Origin of the sequence: Sphingomonas sp. (assembly GCF_042095875.1) — a bacterium.
Classification (GTDB): domain Bacteria; phylum Pseudomonadota; class Alphaproteobacteria; order Sphingomonadales; family Sphingomonadaceae; genus Sphingomonas.
This window is the reverse complement of sequence record NZ_JBELMJ010000032.1, coordinates 1-22,040: the sequence shown is the minus strand read 5'-3', so window position 1 is coordinate 22,040 and position 22,040 is coordinate 1. Positions and strand designations below refer to the sequence as shown.

The 22,040-nt window shown below is 69.3% G+C and carries 18 protein-coding genes; 10 read left to right on the top strand and 8 right to left on the bottom strand.

Annotated features, from left to right (window positions below):
• Nucleotides 1–25: 25 nt before the first annotated feature.
• The 4 genes from ACFDS6_RS11700 to gntA all read right to left on the bottom strand — a co-directional run bounded on the left by ACFDS6_RS11700 (nucleotide 26) and on the right by gntA (nucleotide 4,467).
• The gene (locus tag ACFDS6_RS11700; RefSeq protein WP_375272344.1) at nucleotides 26–2,287 is read right to left on the bottom strand and encodes an FdhF/YdeP family oxidoreductase; all 2,262 of its coding nucleotides are present in this window, start codon (nucleotides 2,285–2,287) and stop codon (nucleotides 26–28) included.
• A gap of 39 nt (nucleotides 2,288–2,326) precedes the next feature.
• Nucleotides 2,327–3,097 (bottom strand): formate dehydrogenase accessory sulfurtransferase FdhD, encoded by a 771-nt coding sequence (gene fdhD / locus ACFDS6_RS11695; RefSeq protein WP_375272343.1) that lies wholly within the window; start codon nucleotides 3,095–3,097, stop codon nucleotides 2,327–2,329.
• A 61-nt stretch (nucleotides 3,098–3,158) separates the two neighbouring features.
• A complete protein-coding gene (locus ACFDS6_RS11690; RefSeq protein ID WP_375272342.1) occupies nucleotides 3,159–3,746 on the bottom strand; it encodes a DUF1989 domain-containing protein in 588 nt (195 codons plus the stop codon).
• 10 nt (nucleotides 3,747–3,756) lie between these two features.
• Nucleotides 3,757–4,467, bottom strand: a complete 711-nt coding sequence (gene gntA, locus ACFDS6_RS11685; RefSeq protein WP_375272341.1) for a guanitoxin biosynthesis heme-dependent pre-guanitoxin N-hydroxylase GntA — start codon at nucleotides 4,465–4,467, stop codon at nucleotides 3,757–3,759.
• Between the two features lie 174 nt (nucleotides 4,468–4,641).
• Here gntA and lptB point away from each other — a divergent pair, with 174 nt between their 5' ends.
• Nucleotides 4,642–5,424 carry an LPS export ABC transporter ATP-binding protein gene (lptB, locus tag ACFDS6_RS11680; protein WP_375272339.1) on the top strand — a complete coding sequence of 261 codons (783 nt, stop codon included), beginning with the start codon at nucleotides 4,642–4,644 and terminating at the stop codon, nucleotides 5,422–5,424.
• A 40-nt stretch (nucleotides 5,425–5,464) separates the two neighbouring features.
• A complete protein-coding gene (gene rpoN, locus ACFDS6_RS11675; protein WP_375272338.1) occupies nucleotides 5,465–6,937 on the top strand; it encodes an RNA polymerase factor sigma-54 in 1,473 nt (490 codons plus the stop codon).
• A 210-nt stretch (nucleotides 6,938–7,147) separates the two neighbouring features.
• Here rpoN and ACFDS6_RS11670 read toward each other — a convergent pair whose 3' ends face one another.
• Nucleotides 7,148–8,974, bottom strand: a complete 1,827-nt coding sequence (locus ACFDS6_RS11670) for a DUF885 family protein (RefSeq protein WP_375272337.1) — start codon at nucleotides 8,972–8,974, stop codon at nucleotides 7,148–7,150.
• 22 nt (nucleotides 8,975–8,996) lie between these two features.
• Entirely contained in the window at nucleotides 8,997–10,631 is a 1,635-nt protein-coding gene (locus ACFDS6_RS11665; RefSeq protein ID WP_375272335.1) for a S10 family peptidase, read from the bottom strand.
• A gap of 192 nt (nucleotides 10,632–10,823) precedes the next feature.
• On the opposite strand from ACFDS6_RS11665, the gene ACFDS6_RS11660 reads away from it, so the two are divergent.
• The 3 genes from ACFDS6_RS11660 to ACFDS6_RS11650 all read left to right on the top strand — a co-directional run bounded on the left by ACFDS6_RS11660 (nucleotide 10,824) and on the right by ACFDS6_RS11650 (nucleotide 13,056).
• Entirely contained in the window at nucleotides 10,824–12,107 is a 1,284-nt protein-coding gene (locus tag ACFDS6_RS11660) for an amidohydrolase family protein (protein ID WP_375272334.1), read from the top strand.
• Between the two features lie 75 nt (nucleotides 12,108–12,182).
• Nucleotides 12,183–12,632 carry a DUF983 domain-containing protein gene (locus ACFDS6_RS11655; protein ID WP_375272333.1) on the top strand — a complete coding sequence of 150 codons (450 nt, stop codon included), beginning with the start codon at nucleotides 12,183–12,185 and terminating at the stop codon, nucleotides 12,630–12,632.
• A complete protein-coding gene (locus ACFDS6_RS11650) occupies nucleotides 12,604–13,056 on the top strand; it encodes a c-type cytochrome (protein ID WP_375272332.1) in 453 nt (150 codons plus the stop codon). Before ACFDS6_RS11655 ends, ACFDS6_RS11650 begins: the two co-directional genes overlap by 29 nt.
• Nucleotides 13,057–13,065: 9 nt before the next feature.
• On the opposite strand, the gene ACFDS6_RS11645 is transcribed toward ACFDS6_RS11650, so the two are convergent.
• Nucleotides 13,066–14,070 (bottom strand): ligase-associated DNA damage response exonuclease, encoded by a 1,005-nt coding sequence (locus ACFDS6_RS11645; protein ID WP_375272331.1) that lies wholly within the window; start codon nucleotides 14,068–14,070, stop codon nucleotides 13,066–13,068.
• Nucleotides 14,071–14,159: 89 nt separating this feature from the next.
• On the opposite strand from ACFDS6_RS11645, the gene ACFDS6_RS11640 reads away from it, so the two are divergent.
• From ACFDS6_RS11640 to pdeM, 4 genes are all read left to right on the top strand, one after another.
• Nucleotides 14,160–14,339 (top strand): LPXTG cell wall anchor domain-containing protein, encoded by a 180-nt coding sequence (locus ACFDS6_RS11640; protein ID WP_375272330.1) that lies wholly within the window; start codon nucleotides 14,160–14,162, stop codon nucleotides 14,337–14,339.
• A gap of 41 nt (nucleotides 14,340–14,380) precedes the next feature.
• Nucleotides 14,381–16,798, top strand: a complete 2,418-nt coding sequence (locus ACFDS6_RS11635; RefSeq protein WP_375272329.1) for a ligase-associated DNA damage response DEXH box helicase — start codon at nucleotides 14,381–14,383, stop codon at nucleotides 16,796–16,798.
• Between the two features lie 78 nt (nucleotides 16,799–16,876).
• On the top strand, nucleotides 16,877–18,715 hold the full coding sequence (locus ACFDS6_RS11630) for a glycoside hydrolase family 9 protein (protein WP_375272328.1): 1,839 nt from the start codon (nucleotides 16,877–16,879) through the stop codon (nucleotides 18,713–18,715).
• A 79-nt stretch (nucleotides 18,716–18,794) separates the two neighbouring features.
• Nucleotides 18,795–19,469 carry a ligase-associated DNA damage response endonuclease PdeM gene (gene pdeM, locus ACFDS6_RS11625; protein ID WP_375272327.1) on the top strand — a complete coding sequence of 225 codons (675 nt, stop codon included), beginning with the start codon at nucleotides 18,795–18,797 and terminating at the stop codon, nucleotides 19,467–19,469.
• Here pdeM and ACFDS6_RS11620 read toward each other — a convergent pair.
• Nucleotides 19,466–20,695, bottom strand: coding sequence for a UbiH/UbiF/VisC/COQ6 family ubiquinone biosynthesis hydroxylase (locus tag ACFDS6_RS11620; protein WP_375272326.1), 1,230 nt, complete (start codon nucleotides 20,693–20,695; stop codon nucleotides 19,466–19,468). The genes pdeM and ACFDS6_RS11620 overlap by 4 nt on opposite strands.
• A 110-nt stretch (nucleotides 20,696–20,805) precedes the next feature.
• Here ACFDS6_RS11620 and ACFDS6_RS11615 point away from each other — a divergent pair.
• On the top strand, nucleotides 20,806–22,040 hold a 1,235-nt coding region (locus ACFDS6_RS11615), incomplete at its 3' end, for a DNA translocase FtsK 4TM domain-containing protein (RefSeq protein WP_375272325.1).

The following is a 22,040-nucleotide window of genomic DNA, read 5'->3' as shown; positions in this document are numbered from 1 at the left end:
GGGCGACACGCCGGACCGCGCCGCCTCACACCTCGATGCGCACCGGCACCGACTTGGCGGCGGGGACGTGGCTCTCCTCTGCGTGATGCTCCAGCGCGATCAGCGGGTTGCACTCGGGGTAGTAGGTCGCGACGCAGCCCTTGGGTACGTCGCGCGCGACCACCATCAGCCCCTCGACCCGGCGCGAGACACTGTCCCCCGCGTCGCCCACCAGCGTCACCTTCTGCCCCTCCGACAGACCGCGCTCGGCGATGTCGGCGGGGCTCATCATCACCACCTGCCGCGTGCCGTTGATGCCGCGGAAGCGGTCGGAATAGCCGTAGATCGTGGTGTTGAACTGGTCGTTCGAGCGCACCGTCAGCATGCGGTAGCGACCCTCGGCGTCGGTGAAGCCGGTGGCGTTGAGCACGTCGGGCACGATGAACTCGGCCTTCTTCGACGGCGTGTCCCACTCGCGCCCGGCGGCCTTGTTGCCCTTCCAGAACCCGCCCGGCTCCTTCAACCGCTCGTTAAAGCGTTCGAAGAAGTCGGGGAAGGCTTCGGCGATCTCGTCGCGGACGAGCGCGTAGTCGCCGACCCACTTGTCCCACGGTACGCGCGGGTTGGGCTCGAGCGTTTCCTTCGCGATTCCCGCGACGATCGCGGGTTCGGACAAGAGGTGCGGGCTGGCGGGGTCGACCTTGCCGAACGACGGGTGGATGACGCTGGTCGAATCCTCCATCGTCACGTGCTGCGGCCCCGTTTCCTGCAGGTCGCGCTCGATCCGGCCGAGGCACGGCAGCAGCCAGGTATCGCCGGCGGCGGGGATCAGGTGGCTGCGGTTGAGCTTGGTCGCGATCTGCACCGACAGGTCGAGCTGGCGCCAGCCCTCCTCCATCAACCGCGTCTCGGGCGTCGCGCGGACGAAATTGCCGCCGAGCGACACGAAGCCGCGCACGCTGCCGTCGATGACGCCGCGGCACGCCTCGACCGTGTCGAGCCCCTTATCGCGCGGCGGCTCGAAGCCGTACATTTCCTTGAACTTGTCGAGCGGGGCGAGTTCGGACTTCTCCGTGATGCCGACGGTGCGCTGCCCCTGCACGTTGGAATGGCCGCGCACCGGGGTCGGGCCCGCGCCGGGCTTGCCGATATTACCGCGCAGCAGCAGCAGGTTGACCAGCATCCGCACGTTGTCGACACCCTTGACGTGCTGCGTCAGCCCCATGCCGTAGATCGCGATCGTCGCATTGGCGCGGCCGTACACTTCCGCCGCCATCGACAGCGCGTCGCGCGTCAGCCCCGATTCGTGCTCGATCTCGTCCCAGCCGGTCGCGCGCGCCTTGGCCGCGAAGGCGTCGAAATCGTGTGTATTCTCGGCGATGAACTGGTGGTCGAGCCGGTCGTGCTCGATCAGCCACTTGGCGATTCCCATCATCGCCGCCAGGTCGCCGCCCGCACGCACCTGATGGTATTGCGTCGCGATCCGCGTCTCGCCGCCGGTCGCCATCTCGATCGGGTTCTGCGGGTCGGTGAACCGCTCCAGCCCGCGTTCGCGTAGGGGATTGAACACGATGATCGGCACGCCGCGCTTCCTCGCCGCGCGGAGCTGGTGAAGCATCCGCGGGCTGTTGGTGGCGACGTTCTGCCCGAAATGCAGGATGCAGTCGGTGGTGTCGAAATCCTCCAGCCGCGTGGTGCCGACCGGCACGCCGATCGCGGCCTTCAATCCTACCGAGGTCGACTCGTGGCACATGTTGGACGAATCGGGCAGGTTCTGGTTGCCGTACATCCGCGCCAGCAGCTGGTACATGTACGAGGTCTCGAGACTCGCGCGGCCCGAGGCGTAGAAGACCACCGACTTGGGCGCGAGGCTCTTCAACCTGGCACCGATCTCCTTGAACGCCATCTCCCACGGCACGACGACATATTTGTCGCTCGCCGCGTCGTACTTCATCGGGTGGGTCAACCGCCCGGCTTCCTCCAACCGGTTGTCGGACCAGTCGCGCAGCGCGGTGAGCGTGTTCGCGCGGAAGAAGTCGGGGGTGACGCGCTGGCTCGTGATCTCCCACGCGGTCGCTTTGGCGCCGTTCTCGCAGAACTCGGCCGGGCTGGGCGGGTACGGCTTCGACCAGGCGCAGCTGACGCACATGAACCCATCGTGCTTGTTCTGCCGGAGCAACTCCGCCGACGTCTCGATCGGGTTCTTCTCGCGCGGGACGATGTCGGCGAGCGAGCGCATCGACCCCCAGCCGCCGGACGGACCGGTATAGGGCGTGAAATCGGGGCGATCGTCGTGTTGCTCGGCCATGGACCAATTAACGCATCACCCCGCGAAAAGTACCCCTATCTACGATGGCGGAAACAACACAGCGTCCGAGCGCGCCAGGCTTACGAGCGTCAACCCGGCCTGCGCCGCGCGCGCGAGCGCCAGGTCGGTCGCGGCGGACACCGTCACCAGCGCCGGGCACGCCGACAGCGCGGCCTTCTCGACCAGTTCGTACGAGCAGCGCGACGATAGCAGCGCGAAGCCGCCCTCCCACGCCAGGTCGCCCAGCGCCATCGCGCCGATCAGCTTGTCGAAGGCATTGTGTCGCCCAACGTCCTCGCGCGCCAGCCGGACCGCGCCGTCGGCGGCGCACAGCATCGCGGCGTGCGCGGCGCCGGTCGCGGCGTTTAGCGGCTGATGCGCGCGCATCTCGCCCAGCGCGCGGAAGATCGCCGCCGGGTCGATCGTGCTCGCGGGCACCCGCGGCAGCGCGCGGTGCACCGCCTCCAGATTGTCCATCCCGCACAGCCCGCATGAACTGTCGCTGGCGCGCGCGCGGACCCGCGCGGCAATCGCGCCGGCGCGCGCGGGGGGAACCGTCAACCGCGCGATCCAGCCGAGCGGTGCCTCGAACAGGTCGAGATCGGCGATCTCACCCGCTGCCGCGACGATCCGCTCCGACAGCGCGAAGCCGGTGACGAAGTCGCGCAGGTCGGCCGGCGTCGCCATCATCACCGCGTAGCCGAAACCGTTGACCTCGATTGCGACCGGGTGCTCGCCGATCGCGGCGCGCGTGATGGTGCCGCGCGTTCCGGAGGGTTCGACGCGGGTGAAGACGCGCTGGTTGCTCATGCTCGCTCCAGCGTACGCGGCCGGCCTAGGTTGCACCACAGCCGATGGACCCAGCGCGCGATCAGTCGACCCGGTACTCGATCGGCTTGAAGCTGCCGCCGTTCGACGCGCCGGCCGAGCAGGCGGTCAGCCCGATGACGAGGTCCATCTGCGCGCGGAACATGATCCGGTCGCCGGCCTTGCTGACCGGCGGCAGCACCTGCAACCGGCCCGTGGTACCATCGACGGGCACGTTCATGAAGCAGTTGAACGCGACCGGGATCATGTCCTCGGTCACGCCATAGGGTGCGAGCGCGGCGGCGAGATTGCCGAAACAGCCGCGGTGCGGCGGCTCGTCGGGGTAGAAGTGGCGGAACGTGTCAAAGGAGCACGGCGTCAGCAGGAAATCATGGACGCCGACGTCGTCCGCGACGATCTCCAGCATCGGGCGCGACCGGTTGGAATAGAGCAGATGCCCGGTCGTCAGCTGGATCGTCTCGGCGTAATCGAGCGTGCGCCCCGACGAGATCACCTCGCGCAGATCGTCGCGATTGTAGGCGAGCAGGTCGGCCACCTGCACCCCGCGCGGGTCGATCACGGTCAGCGTCTGCCCGGCGTCGAGCGTGAACGCCGTGCCCGAGCGCGGCGGGATCTCGGTCGTGGCCGTCACGCGCGGAGACTCACTGCTCGGCGTCGCCCGAGTAATGGAACGGGCAGCGCCAGCCCGCATCCACCACGCGCCCGCTATACTGGCGCGCCTCGCTCGACGTGCCGTGGCGCGCGAGCATCGGGTTGCGCGATCCCGCGATCGCCTCGTCGCGGACCATGATCTTCTCGCGCATCGTCTCGTAGCGGCCCTGCTCGCGCAGCGTCTCGAACTGGTCGTGCAGGTTGAACACCATCGTCGGCCGCGCGAAACGGCGTGCCGGGCGCGAGGCTTGCGGGTGGAGCCCGACGACGAAGAACGCCTCGCCGCCGAAGCTCAGCGAGAAATGCGGATCGTCGGGGTCGGCGCTGACGCGCGCGTCGTAATCCTGCCCGCGCCACACGTCCTTGTCCGACAGCGACTGGATCCGCTTCCACAGCGCGCGCTCGAACGTCGCCTCGTCGAGATCGTCCGGCCCCTCGAACACCACCGCGAAGCTGCGGAACAGCCCCGGTTCGTCGCGGTAGGCCTGGGCGAAGCGCATCAGCCCGTCGTGGATGCGCAGGTCGTCCCACGAGCTGTCGATGAGGTTGCACGCCAGCACCTGCAACGTCCCCTTGGCGAGCGCGGCCTTCGCGCCGACGCAAGGGAAGGCACGATCGTCGACGTGCGCGTGCATCATGGCTTCGAGTTCTGCCTGCGCCGAGTGGCGCCACGGGAACATCGGTGTCTCAGGCGTAGGCATGGAAGGGCCATACGGGCGACTCGCGCGCGTGGTTCCGGTCGATCGTCCTAACACCGATCAACATGGGTGAAGGATGCCGCACGCATGGAAGCGCCAGTGCATCATGCAGGTTCCCTGCCAAGCGGCTTGGGCGTAAAGCGGTCGGCGACCAACCGTTCCGGAAAGTGCCCGCGCATGGCGACCACCGCCGACTCCTTGCTCGATCAGGTCGAGCCGATCCACGAGGCCCCCGTCAGCGACGGGTTGCAGGTCGTGTCGATCGCCAAGTCGTACGACAAGCGCATCGTCCTGACCGACGTGTCGGTGTCGGTCGGGCGCGGCGAGGTGATCGGGCTGCTCGGCCCCAATGGTGCTGGCAAGACGACGTGCTTCTACTCGGTGATGGGGCTGGTGAAGCCCGATGCCGGGCGGATCATGCTCGACGGCGACGACATCACCGGACTGCCGATGTACCGCCGCGCGATCCTGGGGCTCGGTTACCTGCCGCAGGAAACCTCGATCTTCCGCGGGCTGTCGGTCGAGAAGAACATCATGACCGTGCTCGAACTGTCCGAGCCGGATGCGTCGGCGCGCTCGGCCAAGCTCGAGAAACTGCTCGACGAATTCGGACTGACGCGGCTGCGCGACGCGCCCGCGATGGCGCTGTCGGGCGGCGAGCGGCGGCGCGCGGAGATCGCGCGCGCGCTGGCGGCCGATCCGTCGATCATGCTGCTCGACGAACCGTTCGCGGGCATCGACCCGATCTCGATCGCCGACATCCGCGATCTGGTGAAGGACCTGAAAAGCCGCGACATCGGCGTGCTCATCACCGACCACAACGTGCGCGAGACGCTCGACATCGTCGACCGCGCCTATATCATCTACGACGGCCGCGTGCTGTTCACCGGCTCGCCGGAGGAACTGGTCGCCGACGCCAACGTCCGCCGGCTCTACCTCGGCGAAGGCTTCACGCTGTAGCGATGACGGCCCGCCCGCACGACACCGGCGAGCCACACGCATGAGCCTCGCGCCGCGCCTCGACCTGCGCCAGTCGCAGTCGCTGGTGATGACGCCGCAGCTGCAGCAGGCGATCAAGCTGCTCGCGCTCTCCAACCTCGAGATCGAGGGCGTGATCGCGGAGGAGGTCGAGAAGAATCCGCTGCTGGAGACCGCGCCCGCCGCCGAGGACACGCCGGTGGTCGCGCCCGACGCCCCCGCCCCGGCGCGCGACGAGCCCGCGGGCGCGGACGAGCTGGTGATGACGGGCGAGGCCGCGGGCGAGGCGCTCGACGTCGACATCTCGGCGGAGCGGTTCGACGATGGCCCGTCTGACGGGGGCATCTCGCTCGGCCCCGCCGGCGGCAGCGTGTCAGGCGGCGAGATGCCCGACCTCGACGCCTTCGCCGACACGCGCGGCGACAGCCTGGCCGACCATTTGCTCGCGCAGGCCGGCACCGCCTTCTCGGGCCACGACCTGTTCGTCGCGCAGCACCTGATCGATCATATCGACGAGGCGGGTTACCTCCAGGTCCGGTTGCTGGAGGTGGCGCAGCGGCTCGGCGTCGCGCTGGCGCAGGTCGAGGCGGTGCTCGGCGTCATCCAGACGTTTGATCCGACCGGCGTCGGCGCGCGCGACCTCGCCGAATGCCTCGCGCTCCAGGCGAGGGAGGTCGATCGCTACGATCCGTGCATGGCGCGGTTGATCGACAATCTCGACCTGCTCGCGCGCGGCGAGCTGTCGCGCCTGAAACGGCTGTGCCACGTCGACGACGAGGACATGGCCGACATGATCCGCGAGCTGCGCGGCTACGATCCCAAGCCCGGCTGCCGCTTCGGGGGCGAGGTCGCGCCCGCGGTGGTGCCCGACGTCTACGTCACGCGCGCGGCCAAGGGCTGGAACGTCGAGATCAACGGCGCGACGCTGCCGCGCGTGCTGGTCAACCGCCGCTACCACGCCGAACTCGCCTCGGGCGCGCAGGACAAGGCGTCGAAGGCGTGGCTCGGCGATCAGCTCGCCAGCGCGAACTGGCTGGTCAAGGCGCTCGACCAGCGGCAGCGCACGATCATCCGCGTCGCGACCGAGCTGGTGCGCCAGCAGGAGGCGTTCTTCCTCCACGGCGTGTCGCACCTGCGACCGCTCACGCTGGCGCGCATCGCCGAGGCGATCGACATGCACGAATCGACCGTCAGCCGCGTGACCTCGAACAAGTACCTGTCGTGCGCGCGCGGGCTGTTCGAGCTCAAATATTTCTTCACCTCGGCGATCCAGTCGGCCGACGGCGGCAACGCGGTATCGGCCGAGGCGGTGAAGAGCGCGATCCGCGCGCTGATCGCGAACGAGGGTGCGAAGGTCCTTTCGGACGACACGCTGGTCGAGCTGCTCAACGCCAAGGGCTTCGACATCGCGCGGCGGACGGTGGCGAAATACCGCGAGGCGATGGGGATCGGCAGCTCGGTCCAGCGCCGCCGCGCCCGCGCGCTTTCGGGCTGAACAACTACCTACGTCACCCCGGACTTGATCCGGGGTTCTGCTTCTACGCGACCAAGGCAGCGGGATCCCGGGTCGAGCCCGGGATGACGAGCTTTGGCTTCATCGAGATATTCGCCGCTTTGCGGTGGCACAGCACGCCGTAGCAACTACCAACAACTTATTCACAGTTTCTCAACAGCCGATCGAGTGTCCCGACCGGCTGACGCACCCTCATCCCTTCTTCGCCGCGATGTAGCGGTCGACCTGCTCCTCCAGCACGTCGAGCGGCAGCGCGCCCTGCGCCAGCACCGCCTCGTGGAAGTCGCGGATGTCGAACTTTGGCCCCAGCGCACGCTCGGCCTTAGCGCGCAGCTCGGTGATCTTGAGCTGGCCGATCTTGTACGCGGTCGCCTGCCCCGGCCAGTTGATGTAGCGATCGACCTCGCGCGCGACGTCGGTGTCGCTGACCGAGCTGTTAGCCTTGAAGTACGCGATCGCCTGCGCGCGGGTCCAGTGCTTGGAGTGGATGCCGGTGTCGAGCACCAGCCGGATCGCGCGCCACATCTGGAGCGAGAGCATGCCGAACTCCGAATACGGGTCCTTGTACGCGCCCATCTCCTTCGCCAGCCGCTCGGAATAGAGCCCCCAGCCTTCCGCATAGGCGCCGTAGCCGCCGAAGCGGCGGAACTTGGGCAGCCCGTCCAGCTCCATCGCGCGCGCGATCTGGAAATGGTGGCCCGGCGCGCCCTCGTGGACCGAGATGCCCGCCATCTGCACCTTCTGCGTCTGGTTCATGTCGACCAGATTGACGTAGTAGATGCCGGGACGCGATCCGTCGGGCGCGGGCTGGTTGTAGAAGGCGGTCGGCGCGGTCGCCTCGCGCCATTTCTCCACCGCGCGCACCTCCAGCCTGGCCTTGGGCAGGTGGCTGAACCAGCGCGGCGCCTTCGCCATCATGTCCGCGATCACCGCGCGTGCGTCCGACAGATACTGCTCGCGGCCCGCCTCGGTGTTCGGATATTTAAATTTCGGATCGGTGCGGATGTAGTCGAAGAATTGCGGCAGCGTGCCGGTGAAGCCGACCTGTCGCTTGATCGCCTCCATCTCGCGCCCGATCGAGGCGACCTGGTCGAGCCCGATTTGGTGGATCTGGTCCGCGGTCAGGTCGGTCGTCGTCGTCGCGCGCAACCGCTGCTGATAGTAAGCCGCGCCGTCGGGCAGGCTCCACGCGCCATTGTCGCCCTTCGCCATCGGCTCGACCGCGTCGAGCGCGGCGAACATGACGTCGTAGCCGCGCTTGAACGGCCCCGTCATCGCCGCGATCGCGTCGGCGACGAGCTTGTCCTTCTCGGCCTGCGCAATGGAGAGCGCGGCGACCTTCTTCTTGAAGTCGGCGAGGACGGCGGTGTCGGGGCCGGCGGTGAACGGCGCACCGGTCACCACCTTGGTCGCGTCGGCGCGGACGGGGGCGAAGTTGAGCTTGGGCGGCACGATCCCCTTGGCCGCGCGCGCGCGCAGCTCGGCCGCGCTCTCGCGCATCACCCGCTCGGTATCGCGCAGCCGCGCGATATAGGCGCGCGCGTCGTCGGCATTGTCGATACGGTGATTGTTGATCAGGAACACCGGCACCTCGCCCATCGGACTGCCGTTGGTCGAGATGATGTAGCCGTGGTCGCGAAAGCGGAACGCCGCGCGCGCCTGCTCGGCCTGCTGCTCGAACAAACGATAGCTGAGCCGCGCGCTCTCGCCCAGGCGAGCGGGCTGGAACTCGGTTTGCATCTGCTTGAGCTGGCGCTCGCCGAGTTCGCGGCTCTTCACCGCCGCGGCGTCGGTGTAATCGTCGAGCCGGCCGTAATTGGTCTTGAGCCCCAGGCTCGTCTGCGCCTCCGGGCTGAGCGCGACCTGCTCGTCGAACGCGCGATCGAGGAAGGAGACCAAGCGCGCGTCCTCGGCGGCGGTGCTGCTGGCGGCGACCGGTACGGCGGCGGGACGGGTCTGCGCGGAGGCGGACGCCGCCGTGCCGGCGAGCAGCAACAGCGTCAGGTGACGGATCGACATATCTTCTCCCCTTATCTCTCTATCAGTTCGGCGGCGTGGCCTGCGCCGCCGACATGCTGGCGGGCTGCGCAGGCGTGCCGTTGCGCGCGTCGCTGACCGCCTGATCGTACCAGTCCGACAGGTCGCGCTTCATCGCGCGCAGCGCCTCGGGGTTCAGGTAAGTCATGTGCCCGGCCGGGTAGTAGGTGAACTTGAGGTTCTGCTGCTGCGCGGGCTCCAGCATCATGTGGCCCAGGTCGTTCTCCGTGCCGAAGAACGGCGTCGCCATGTCGTACCAGCCGTTCATCGACAGCACGTGGAGGTAGGGGTTGGCGCGCATCGCCGCGGCGAGATCGACCGCGGTGTTGGGATTGTTCTGCATCGAACCGTATCCGCCGCCCGGCGCGCGGTGCTTCCAGTTCCACTCCCACCCGGCCGCGTCGCGCGCCGACAAGCGGTACGGCATGTCGGTCTTGTAGCCTAAGGTGTGCGTCGCGTAATCGTTGAATGTCGCGATGAACGCGCCCGAGATCGCGTCGGACGAGGCGTCGGTCTCCGGCCGCTCGCCCGCCGCGTCGGCGTCGAGCCCGGTGTAGCGCGAATCGAACCGCCCGATCGTCCGCCGCGTGCCGCGCAGCAGCTCCTTCTGGAATCGCGGCAGGTCGACGCGCAGGTTGGAGCGGATGATGAAGTCGGGGCTGAGCCCGGTCAGCTCGCTCATCCGCCGCGCCACCGCGTCGCGCTCCTGCACCGAGATGTTCTGCCCCTTGGCGAGCGCGGACATGTACGCACCCGTAGCGAAGTCGCGCGCCTGCTGCACGATCGTCGCCACGTCCGCCGGGCGGTTGGGCACGCGATTGTGGTACCACGCGGTCGCGGCGTAGCTCGGCAGGTAGTTGAGATACACCTGATCGAGCCCGGGCTGGCGATAGCCGTAGTTCATGATGGAGGACAGCAGCACCACGCCGTTCAGCGCCATGCCGCGGTCCTGCAATTGATACGCCAGCGCGCCCGATCGCAGCGTGCCGTAGCTCTCGCCGAAGATGAACTTCGGCGAGTTCCAGCGGCCGTACATGGTCGAGTAGCGGATGATCGCCTTGGCGAAGGCGTCGGCATCCTCGTCGGTGCCGTAGAAGGCGCTCGGCTTCACGTCGCCCAGCGGCCGCGAGTAACCCGCGCCGATCGCGTCGAGGAACACCATGTCGGTCTTGTCGAGCAAGGTGTCGGGGTTCGGGCCGAAATCGTACGGCGCGGGGCGGATCGATTCGGGGTTGCCGGTCTTCAGCCGCATCGGCGCGAACGACCCCATGTGGAGCCAGAAGGTCGGGCTGCCCGGCCCGCCGTTGTAGAAATAGGTGATCGGCCGCTTCGTCCCCGGCCTGGTGCCGTCGAGCGTGTAGGCGGTGTAGAACATCGACGCGGTCGGTTTCCCTTCCGTGTCGCGCAGCGTCAGCGTGCCCGCGGTCGCGGTATAGCCCAGCCGCTTGCCCGCGACCGCCACGTTGCCGCGCGACACCACCGCGCGCTCGGCGACCGGCGCGGCGGCGTAATCGGCCTCGACCAGGTCGCGCTGGATCTCGGCGTTGGTGCGGCCGGGTTTCTCCTTGGCGGCGGCCTTGTCCGCGCCCGTGCGCTCGGCCGCGCGATCCTGCGCGGTGCCGGCGGCGCTGACGGTCATTCCCGCGCTCAATAGCAACATCGAAGCCAGTCGAAACACGCGCGAACCCCCTGTGTGATCTCGTTCGCGCGAGCCTAGGCCAGCATCCTTCACCCATTCAAGCGAAAGCACCCGTCCGCCGCCGCGGACGAAAGCACTTGTGCGCCGCCGCGCGCGCGGCAAGGTTGCGCGCAACAGGGGAAGGGTTCTCGCATGCATCGTCTCTCCGCGCTGGCCGGCGCCGCCATGCTCGCGCTGTCGCCGCTCGCCGCCGAGGCGCGCACCATCGTCGTCACCGCCGCGCACATGATCGACGTGCTGTCGGGCCGCCGCGTCGACGACGCGCAGGTGGTCGTCACCGACGGCCGGATCACCGCGGTCGGCCGCCGCGGCGATAGCGTGCCCGCAGATGCGGAGCGGATCGACCTGGGCGCGCGCACGCTGCTGCCCGGGCTGATCGACATGCACGTCCATTTGACCAGCGACCCGCGGCTCTCGGGCTATCGCGGGCTCGAGTTCACCGACAATTTCGCCACCGTCGTCGGCGTCGCCAACGCGAAAAAGACGCTCGACGCGGGCTTCACCACCGTGCGCAACGTCGGCTCGGGCAATTACGACGACGTGGCGCTGAAACAGGGGATAGAGGGCGGCTACGTGCCCGGCCCGCGGATCGTTCCCGCCGCCTACGCGCTCGGCGCGACCGGCGGCCACTGCGACGCGACCGAGGCGCTGCCGCCGTCGTTCGCGAGCGTCCCCAACCCCAGCGTCGCCGACACGCCCGACGGCTACCGCAAGCTGGTGCGCACGATGCGCAAGTACGGCGCCGAGGTGATCAAGATCTGCGCCACCGGCGGCGTGCTGTCGAAGCGCGACTCGCCGGGCGCGCAGCAGATGAGTCTGCCTGAGATGAAGGCGGTGACCGACGAGGCGCACATGCTCGGCATGCGCGTCGCCGCGCACGCGCATGGCACCGCGGGCATCAACGACGCGCTGCGCGCCGGCGTCGACACGATCGAGCACGCCAGCCTCGCCGGCCCCGAGTCGTTCAAGCTCGCGCGCGAGCACGGCGCCTGGTTCAGCATGGACATCTACAATGACGACTACATCCTGGCCGAGGGTGCGAAGAACGGCGCGTTCCCTGAGAGCCTGGAGAAGGAAAAGGTGATCGGCCGCAAGCAGCGCGAGACGTTCCGCGCCGCGCACGCTGCGGGCGTCAAGATGGTGTTCGGCACCGACGGCGGCGTCTACCCGAACGGCGACAATGCGCGGCAGTTCGCCAAGATGGTCGAATGGGGCATGACGCCGATCGAGGCGATCCAGGCCGCGACGAAGAACGCGGCCGAGGCGCTGAACCGCAGCGACGTCGGCGCGATCGCGACCGGCCGCTACGGTGACCTGATCGCGGTCGACGGCGATCCGCTCGCCGACGTGCGCACGCTCGAGCGCGTCGCGTTCGTGATGAAGGGCGGCGAGGTCGAGCGCGCGCCAGTGCGCTGAGGCTGGCGGGCGCGATATCGTGGAACTGCCAGTCCCGCCCTCGCCTTCTCAGCCCCAAGTGCCCATCTAGTCGCCATGGACGAGCCCGAGACACCGCCCGCCGAGCGCCCCTCGCCGCTCAAATGGATCCTGCGCTGCGGGTTGAAGGGCCGCTGCCCGCGCTGCGGCGAGGGTCGGCTGTTCTCCTCCTGGCTCAAGATCGCGCCCAAGTGCGACCGCTGCGGCCTCGATTACCGTTTCGCCGCCGCCGACGACGGCCCCGCCTTCTTCTCGCTGTGCATTATCGCGCTGCCGCTGACCTTCGTCGTGGTGTGGATACAGGTGGCGTACGATCCGCCGGCGTGGGTGCATCTCGTCACCTCGCTGCCGCTGATGGTGCTCGGCTGCCTGTTGCCGCTGCGCCCGATCAAGGGCTGCCTCGTCGCGTCGCAATACGTCAACCGCGCGCAGGAGGCGGGCACCGGCGGCTTGTGGGCGAAACTGGAGGGACGCGACGGTGACGCGGGCGGCAGTTCGTTCGACTAGCCTCGCGCTGGCCGCGCTGCTCGCCGCCTGCGCCCCCGCCGCGGGCGATCGCGGCGTGTCGCCCGACGCGCCGCTCACCGATCGCATGAAGGTGGCGGACGCCGGTGCCGGGCGCGCGGTGTTCCGCCAGTGCGCCGCCTGCCACACGGTCAACCAGGGTACCGGCGACCACGACGGGCCCAACCTGTACGGTGTGACGCGTGCGCGGGTCGGGCACAACAGCCAGCGCTTCGGCTACACCGCCGCGCTGCAGGCGGTCGGCGGCATGTGGACGTGCGCGCGGCTCGACCGCTGGCTGACCAACCCCGCCGCCGTCGTGCGCGGCACGTCGATGCGCTTTCCCGGGCTGCGCGACGGCCTGGACCGCGCCGACGTCATCGCCTACCTCTACGCCAACGGCGGCGGTACACCGGACTGCCGCTGACGCCAGCCGCTAGTCGTCCTCGTCCTCGAACCCGGCGAGCGCCAGCGCGCGCGCGCGAATCTGCCGGGTCATGCACCAGTGGACCAATGCGTCCTCGCGCCCGTGGGTGACCCACACCTCCTTGGGGCTGATCTCCAGCAGCGTCGTCGTCAGCTCGTCCCAGTCGGCGTGGTCGGACAGGATCAGCGGCAGCTCGACGTTCTTCTGCCGCGCGCGCTGGCGCACGCGCATCCACCCGCTCGCCATCGCGGTGATCGGGTCGGGCAGCCGCCTGGACCAGCGGTCGTTGAGCGCGCCGGGCGGGCACATCACGACGTGCCCCGCCATCTCCGCCTTGCTCGCCTCGGCGACCGCGCGCTGCTCGCCCAGCCGCACGCCCTGCTCGACGTAGAGGTCGCACAATCGCTGCAGCGCGCCGTGCAGGAAGATCGGCGCCTCGTGACCGCGCTCGCGCAGTTCCGCGATCACGCGCTGCGCCTTGCCGAGCGCGTAGGCGCCGACCAGCACGCAGCGCGTCGGATTGGCGTGGAGCGCGGCGATCAGCTTGTCGATCTCGTCGCCGGTGTCGGGGTGACGGAACACGGGGAGGCCGAAGGTCGCCTCGGTCACGAACACGTCGCACTTGATCGGCTCGAAGGGAGTGCAGGTTGGATCGCTGCGGCGCTTGTAGTCGCCCGACACGACGACGCGCTCGCCGCGGTAATCGAGCACGATCTGCGCAGAGCCGAGCACGTGCCCGGCGGGAACGTAGCCGACCTCGACCTCGCCCATGCGGATCGTCTCGCCGTACTGCACCGGATTGGCGGATTGCTGGCCGTACCGCACGTCCATGATCGCCAGCGTCTCCGGCGTCGCCCACACCGCGCCGTGCCCGCCGCGCGCGTGGTCGGCGTGGCCGTGCGTCACCAGTGCGCGGGGCTGCGGCGTCGAGGGGTCGATCCACGCGTCGGCTGGGCGCACGTAGATGCCGTGCGGGTGCGGTTCGATCCAGTCGCCGAGTGTCGTGCGCGCCATTTCCGGTCAACCGGCCAGCCGCCGCTTACGTTCCGGGATCGAATCGACCGCGGCACTCGTTCAAACGCCAACAGACATGGGAGCAGGCGATGTTCGGCGACAATCTTCAGGCAATCCTCGTGATCCTCGGCTTCGTCGTGCTGGGCGGCGCGATCCTGTTCGCCAAGTTGCGCAACAAGCAGAGTCCGGCCGAGGAGCGCCGCACCGAGGAAGCCACGCGCCGCAACTATCACGAGCAATCGGCCGAGGACCGCGCGCGCACGCCGTGATCGCGCTTGCCTGACGCACCGAACCGCGGTCGAACCATCCGATGACCGCGACAACTGAACTTCCGGCCGTGCTCGCGCGCTGGTTCGTCGATCGCGGCTGGCAGCCGCGGCGGCACCAGCTCGATATGCTCGCCGAGGCGCGACGCGGCCGCTCAGCGCTGCTCGTCGCGACCACCGGCGCGGGCAAGACGCTCGCGGGGTTCCTGCCGACGCTGACCGAACTGATCGAGGCGCCGACCGACGGGCTTCACACGCTCTACGTCTCGCCGCTGAAGGCACTGGCGGTCGACATCCAGCGCAACCTCGTCACCCCGATCGACGAGATGGGCCTCGACATCCGCGTCGAGACGCGCACCGGCGACACGCCGTCCGACCGCAAGGCACGTCAGCGCGCGCGTCCGCCGCAGATCCTGCTGACCACGCCCGAATCGCTCTCGCTGCTGCTCAGCTACCCCGACAGCGCCACCATGTTCGCGAACCTGCGCACGGTCGTCGTCGACGAGGTCCACGCCTTCGCCACCAGCAAGCGCGGCGACCTGCTGTCGCTGTGCATGGCGCGGCTGCAGCGGGTCGCACCCGCCATGCGCCGCGTTGCGCTGTCGGCGACCGTCGCCGACCCGGACGGCTACCGCGCCTGGCTCGCTCCCGACGGCGACATCGACACCGTCAGCCTGGTGCGCGGCGAGGGTGGCGCGGACCCGAACATCGCGATCCTGCTGCCCGAGGACCGCGTGCCCTGGGCGGGCCACTCGGGTCGCTACGCCGCGGCGCAGGTGATGGCGGAAATCGCCCGGCACCGCACCAGCATCATCTTCTGCAACACCCGCGCGCTTGCCGAACTGATCTTCCAGGATTTGTGGAAATCGAACACCGATCAGCTGCCGATCGGCATACATCACGGCAGTCTGGAGAAAGAGGCGCGGCGCAAGGTCGAGGCGGCGATGGCCTCGGGCCGGCTACGCGCGCTGGTCGCGACCTCCAGCCTCGACCTGGGCGTCGACTGGGGCGACGTCGATTGCGTGATCCAGATGGGCGCACCCAAGGGCTCTTCGCGATTGCTCCAGCGGATCGGGCGCTCGAACCACCGGCTCGACGAATCGTCGCAGGCTTTGGTCGTGCCGGGCAACCGCTTCGAATATCTCGAGGCGCGCGCCGCCTTGGATGCGGTTGAGGCGGGCGAGCTCGACCCCGACATCTTCCGCATGGGCGCGCTCGACGTGCTCGCGCAGCATTTGATGGCATGCGCCTGCGCCGCACCGTTCGACCAGCGCGCGATGCTCGACGAGGTGCGCTCCGCCTTTCCCTATTCGGCGCTCACCGACGAGCTGTTCGACCGCGTGCTCGGCTTCATCCGCGACGGTGGCTATTCCTTACGCGCTTACGACCGGTTCAAGCGGCTGAGCCAGGACGCCGATGGGCATTGGCGGGTCAGCCACCCGCGCTTCGTCGCGCAGCACCGCTTGAACGCCGGCATCATCGTCGAGGCGACGATGCTCAAGGTCCGTTTTCGCAACGGCCGCGCGCTCGGCAAGGTCGAGGAAGGCTTCGCCTCCACCCTCTCGCACGGCGACACCTTCTTCTTTGCGGGTCTCAGCCTGGAGGTCGAGAAAATCGACACCGAGGACCTGATCGTCCGCGCGACCAGCCGCCCGGCGCGCATCCCTACCTACGGCGGCAGCCGGATGCCGCTGTCGACCAGCCTCGCCGACCGCGTCCGCGGCTTCCTCGCGACCCCGTCCGAGTGGCACCGCTTCCCCCCCGACGTGCGCGAGTGGCTGGAGATACAGGACCGCCGCTCGGTCATGCCCCGCCCCGACCAATTGCTGGTCGAGACGTTCATGCGCGAGGGGCGGCATTACATGGTCGCCTACTCATTCGAGGGTTGGAACGCGCACCAGTCGCTCGGCATGCTGGTGACCCGCCGGATGGAGACGATGGGGCTGAAACCGCTCGGCTTCGTCGCCAACGATTACGCGCTCGCGTGTTTCGGGCTGGAGAAGATCACCGATCCCGCCGCGCTGTTCTCCGCCGACATATTGGAGGACGAGTTCGTCGACTGGGTCGAACGCTCACACCTCTTGAAGCGCGCGTTCCGCGAGGTCGCGGTGATCGGAGGCCTCGTCGAACGCCAACATCCCGGCAAACGCAAGACCGGCAAGCAGGTCACCTTCTCGACCGACCTGATCTACGACGTGCTGCGACAGTACGAGCCCGGCCACGTCTTGCTGCAAGCCGCCTGGAACGACGCGCGCGCGCGGATGACCGACGTCGGCCGGCTCGCCAGCCTGCTCGATCGCGCCGCCGACACGATGGTCCACGTCGACCTGCCGCGCGTCTCGCCGCTGGCAGTCCCGGTGCTGGTGCTGATCGGGCGCGAGCGCGTGTCCACCAACAGCGCCGACGACGCGCTGCTGATCGAGGCGGAGGCGCTGGCGCAGGAAGCGATGGTGCTCGATTGACCGCGCAGGCTCGACAGCCCCGCGTCACCGCCTAATCTGGTCGGCAATCGACGTGTTACCAATCGCGAGAGGAACTCCATGACGCTGCGATCCCGCCTGCTGCGCTGTTCCGTCCTAGCGGCGGCCGCGACGATCACCTCGGCCGGCGCGGCCGCCGACGGCCAGAGGGTCTTCGCCAACCAGGTCAGCTATGAGACGCGCGGTCTGAAGATCGCGATCGTGCGCAGCGACGAGAAGATGCCGATCGCCTGGACGCTCGAGAACGGCAACGGCCGCGAGGTCGCGCGCGGGTCGACCATCGTGGTCGGCTTCGATGCAACTGCGGGCCTATCGCTGCACCGCATCGACTTCTCCGGCGTGCGCACTACCGGCAGCGGGTACCGCATCAGGGCAGGCGGCGGCGAGAGCCACCCCTTCGCGCTCTCCGACCATCCCTTCTCCCCGCTGACGCGCGCCGCCACCAGCTTCTTCTACCAACAGCGCAGCGCCGTCCCGGTCGAGCGCCGCTACGTCGAGCGCGCGGACCTCGCCCGCCCTGCCGGCCATCCCCGTGAGATCGTCACCTGCTTCGCCGGCACCGATCAGCGGGGCGTCCGCTGGCCCGGCTGCGATTACCAGATAGACGCGACCGGCGGATGGTATGACGCCGGCGATCACGGCAAGTACGTCGTCAACGGCGGCATCGCGGCGTGGACGCTGCTCGACCTGCATCAGCGTCTCGCCGCACTCGGTGCGCGTGACGTGTTCGCCGATGGCCGCCTGTCGCTGCCGGAGGCGGGCAACGGCGTCGACGATCTGCTCGATGAGGCGCGGGTCGAGGTATCGTTCCTGCTCGCGATGCAGCTACCCGACGGACAGCACCTGCCGGTCGCAACCAACGTGACGGGCCAGGCCCCGGCCAGCGGCTTCCAGCACATCGACGCGGGCGGCCTGGTGCATTCCAAGGTAGCGGACGCGGCCTGGACCGGCCTGCCGACCGCACCCGCCGACGATCGGCAGCCGCGCTTCGCCTATCCGCCGACCACCGCCGCGACGCTCAACATGGCAGCGGTCGCGGCGCAAGCCGCGCGTATCTGGCGTCGGATCGATCCTGCCTTCGCCGCGCGGGCCGACGCGGCCGCGCGGCGTGCTTGGGCCGCCGCCGCGCGACACCCTGCGCTGTTCGCCAGCTCGGACTTCGCGGGCAGCGGCGGCTACGGCGATATGACGCTGGATGACGAGCGTTTCTGGGCGTCGGCCGAGCTCTACGCCGCCACGCGCGATGCGCGCTATGGCGCCGCGCTGGACGGTTCGCGCTACTTCGACGACGTCGGCGACCTGAGCTGGGGCGACACGGCGCTGGCAGGGCTGATGACGCTCGCCGCGCTGCCCGCCGGATCGGGCGATCCGCTCGTCGCCCGCGCGCGGCGGACGTTGCTGCGCAAGGCCGACGCCTATGTCGCGGACGTCGCGCGCGCCGGCTTCGCCATCCCGATGGCGGGCACCGCCTATCAATGGGGATCGAACGCCGCGCTGCTCAACCGCGCGCTCGTGCTGGGTGCGGCGTGGCAGGTCGAGCAGCGCCCAGGCTACCGCGCCGCGATGATCGACGTGCTCGACTATCTGCTCGGTCGCAATCCGCTCGACCAGTCGTACGTCAGCGGTTTCGGCGCGCGCCCGATGCGCCATCCGCACCACCGCTTCTGGGCGCACCAGGCCGACGCGCGCTACCCCTATCCGCCCGCGGGCGTGCTGTCGGGCGGCCCCAACAACACCGCGATGAGCGACGATGTTGCGAAGACGATGAAGGGCAAGTGCGCGCCGCAGCAATGCTGGGTCGACGATTACCGCGCCTTCACGATGAACGAGGTCGCGATCAACTGGAACGCGCCGCTGGTCTGGGTCGCGGCGTTCCTCGACGCCACCGCGGCTCGTTGACGAATCGAGCGCAGCGAACACCCGATCATTACGGGGCTGGCGATTGATCCCGCCGCGCCGCTGCGGCATGGGCGCGTGCATGGTTCCCCTTTCGTTCGGCGGACATGACTGGCGCGCGCTGGCGCAAGGGGCGTTGTTCTGGCCAGCACGGCGCGCGCTGCTCGTCGCCGACCTGCACCTGGAGAAGGCGAGCTGGTTCGCGCGCGCGGGGCAGATGCTGCCGCCCTATGATTCGATCCGCACCCTCGCCGACCTGACCGCGCTGGTGGACGCGAGCGCGGCGGAGGAAGTGTGGTGCCTGGGCGACAGCTTCCACGATATCGAGGGATGCGACCGGTTGCCGCCGCAGGCGCGCGATCTGCTGACGGCGCTGACCGCGCGCACGCGCTGGACGTGGATCACCGGCAATCACGACCGCGTGCTCGTCGACCGCTGCGGCGGCGCGGTGTGCGACGAGGCGCTGGTCGACGGCGTCGTGCTACGTCACGAGGCGCAGCCCGGAGAGACTCGCCCCGAATTGTCAGGCCACTTCCATCCCAAGCTGCGAGTCCGCGTGCGCGGCAAGCTCGTCGCCCGACGCTGCTTTGTCGCGACCCCGCGCAAGCTGATCTTCCCCGCCTTTGGCGCGCTCACCGGCGGGCTCGACGCGACGCACCCGGAGATCGTGCGCGCGACGCGGCAGTCGGGGGGCGAGCGCGCCGAGGCGCTGGTCGCGCTCGACGATCGCCTGCTGCGCTTTCCGCTCGCCGCCTAGACGGGCATTCCCATCAGCAGTCGCGGCAACTGCCCGCTCTCGCCACGCGCCTCGGCCATGAAGCGATCCTTGAGCGGCGGCAGCGCGTCCACCGCGCTGATCCCGAAGCGTCGCACCGCACTTGCGGTCCTGCCCGGCACGCCGAACAGCCGCGTCAGCGTGTCGGTGGCGAAGGCGACCGCGAACGTGTCCACGCTGCGCCAATGCTCGTAACGCGCGAGCAATTGCGCGTCGCCCGCCTCCAGCCCGAGCCGGCGGCCCTCCACCAGCACCTCGACCAGCGTCGCGACGTCGCGAAAGCCCAGGTTGAGCCCCTGTCCCGCGATCGGGTGGATGCCGTGCCCCGCGTCACCGACCAGCGCCAGCCGCGTGTCGGTCACCCGCGTGGTGTGATGAAAGCCGAGCGGATAGGACGCGCGCGGGCTCGGCGCGGACAGCGCGCCCAGGAACCCGCCCATGCGCTTCTCCGCCTCGGCCAGGAAGCCGCGGTCGCTGAGCTTCAACATGCCCGCCGCCTGATCCGCCGCCACCGTCCACACGATCGCCGAGCGATGGCCGACCTCGTCGTCGGGCAGCGGCAGCAGCGCGAACGGCCCGGTCGAGTAGAAGATCTCGAACGCGACATTGTCGTGCGCGCGTTCGTGGTGGAACGCGCCGATGATCGCGGCGTGATCGTACTGCCAGCGGGCGACCCTGATCCCGCTCGCCTCGCGCGTCGGCGAATGGCGCCCCTCCGCTGCGACCAGCAGGTCGGCGGTGACGATGCTGCCGTTCGACAGTTCCGCGGTCACGACGTCGAGATCGCGCGTCACGCCCACCGCGCGCGTCCGCATCCTGAGATCGACCCGCTCCGCGCTCGACGCCGCCTCGAACAGCGTTCGACGCAGCAACCGGTTCTCGTACATCGTGCCGAGCGGGTCGGCCTGGTCGTCGGCGACGAAGTCGAGCTTGCCCGGCTCGAGGCCGTCGCTGACGCGGATCTGCCGGATCGCGCACCCCTGCCCGCGCAGGCGCTCGCCGACACCGATCGCGCCGAGCATCCGGTGACTGGCACTCGCCACCGCGGACGCGCGGCCGTCGAACCCGGACGAGAGCGTCACGTCCGGATCGGCGGGATCGACCACGATCGCGCTCAGCCCGGCCCGCGACAGCGCGACCGCGAGCGTGCTGCCGACCAGACCACCACCCAGGATCAGGACGTCTGCGTGCGCGGAAGCGTTGTTCATGCGCCACGCTCTACGCGTCTTCGCCGCGCCTGCCAACGCCGGGCGCTTGACGAAGCCGGGTGGCGAGCGGATGGTTTGTGCCAAGTTCACGACATCGTTGAGGATCAGGTATGGCGACCCGTGCAGACGCTCCCTTGTGGCGCGAGACGGTCAAGGCGGGAGCGTTGCGTAGCTGGTCGCTCGCGGTGGCGATCGCGCTGCTGCTGCTCACCGCCGCCATGGCGCTCGCGCTCGCCAGCTACCATCCGGGCGACAGTTCGCTCAACACCGCCGGCGGCGGTGTCGAAAATCTGCTCGGCCCCGCCGGCGCGTGGTTCGCCGACATCGCGCTGATGCTGTTCGGCCCGGCGGGCGCGCTGCTGCTGCCGGTCGGGCCGATCGTCGCGATGCGGCTGTGGCGCGACGAGCCAGCGGGCGCGTGGGGGCGGATGCTGCGCACTGCGCTGGCCGGTGTCGCGCTGATGGCGGTCGCGCTCGCCTGCGTCGCGCCGGGCGCGGTGCCCGCGCTGCCGTTCGGCTGGGGCGGCGCGGTCGGGCTCGCGGTGGTCGCCGGCGCGCGCTGGGCGATGGCGTTCCTCGACAACCCCGCGATCAGCTGGTGGGGCCTGGTCGCGCTCGGCCTGCTCACGGGCTTCGCGGGGGTGATCGTGTGGGGCCGCAGTCTGGAGATCGACTTCGGTCGCCTCGCGCGTCGCCGCATTCGCGCACGTGCCGACGACGATTACCTCTACGACGACGAGGACGAGGAGCAGCTGGAGGACAGCCAGGCGCTCGCCCCCGCTCCCTCGCGACGCGAGGCGCGCGTCGAGGCGCCGACGGAGCCCGAGGCGCGCCCCGCCCCGGTTATCGGCGAGCGCAAGCTGGCGCCCACCGCGGCCAAGCCGAAGCCGCAGGCGGACGCGACCGCGACCAGCCGCGACACTTACGTCCTGCCGACGCTCGATATGCTGACCCCCGCGCCCGTCTCGAACAGCGGCCCGGTCGACAAGGCCGCGCTGGAGCGCAACGCGCGGCTGCTCGAAACCGTGCTCGATGACTTCAACGTCAAGGGCGACATCGTCGAGGTCCGCCCCGGTCCCGTGGTCACGATGTACGAGCTCGAACCCGCGCCCGGCATCAAGGCGAGCCGCGTGATCCAGCTCGCCGACGACATCGCGCGCAACATGTCGGCGATTTCGGCACGCGTCGCGGTCATCCCGGGCCGCAACGTGATCGGTATCGAGCTGCCGAATCAAAAGCGCGAGTCGGTGTCGCTCCACGAACTCGTCGGATCGCAGACGTTCGACGATTTGACCGCGCAATTGCCCGTCATCCTGGGCAAGAACATCGCGGGCGATCCCGTCAT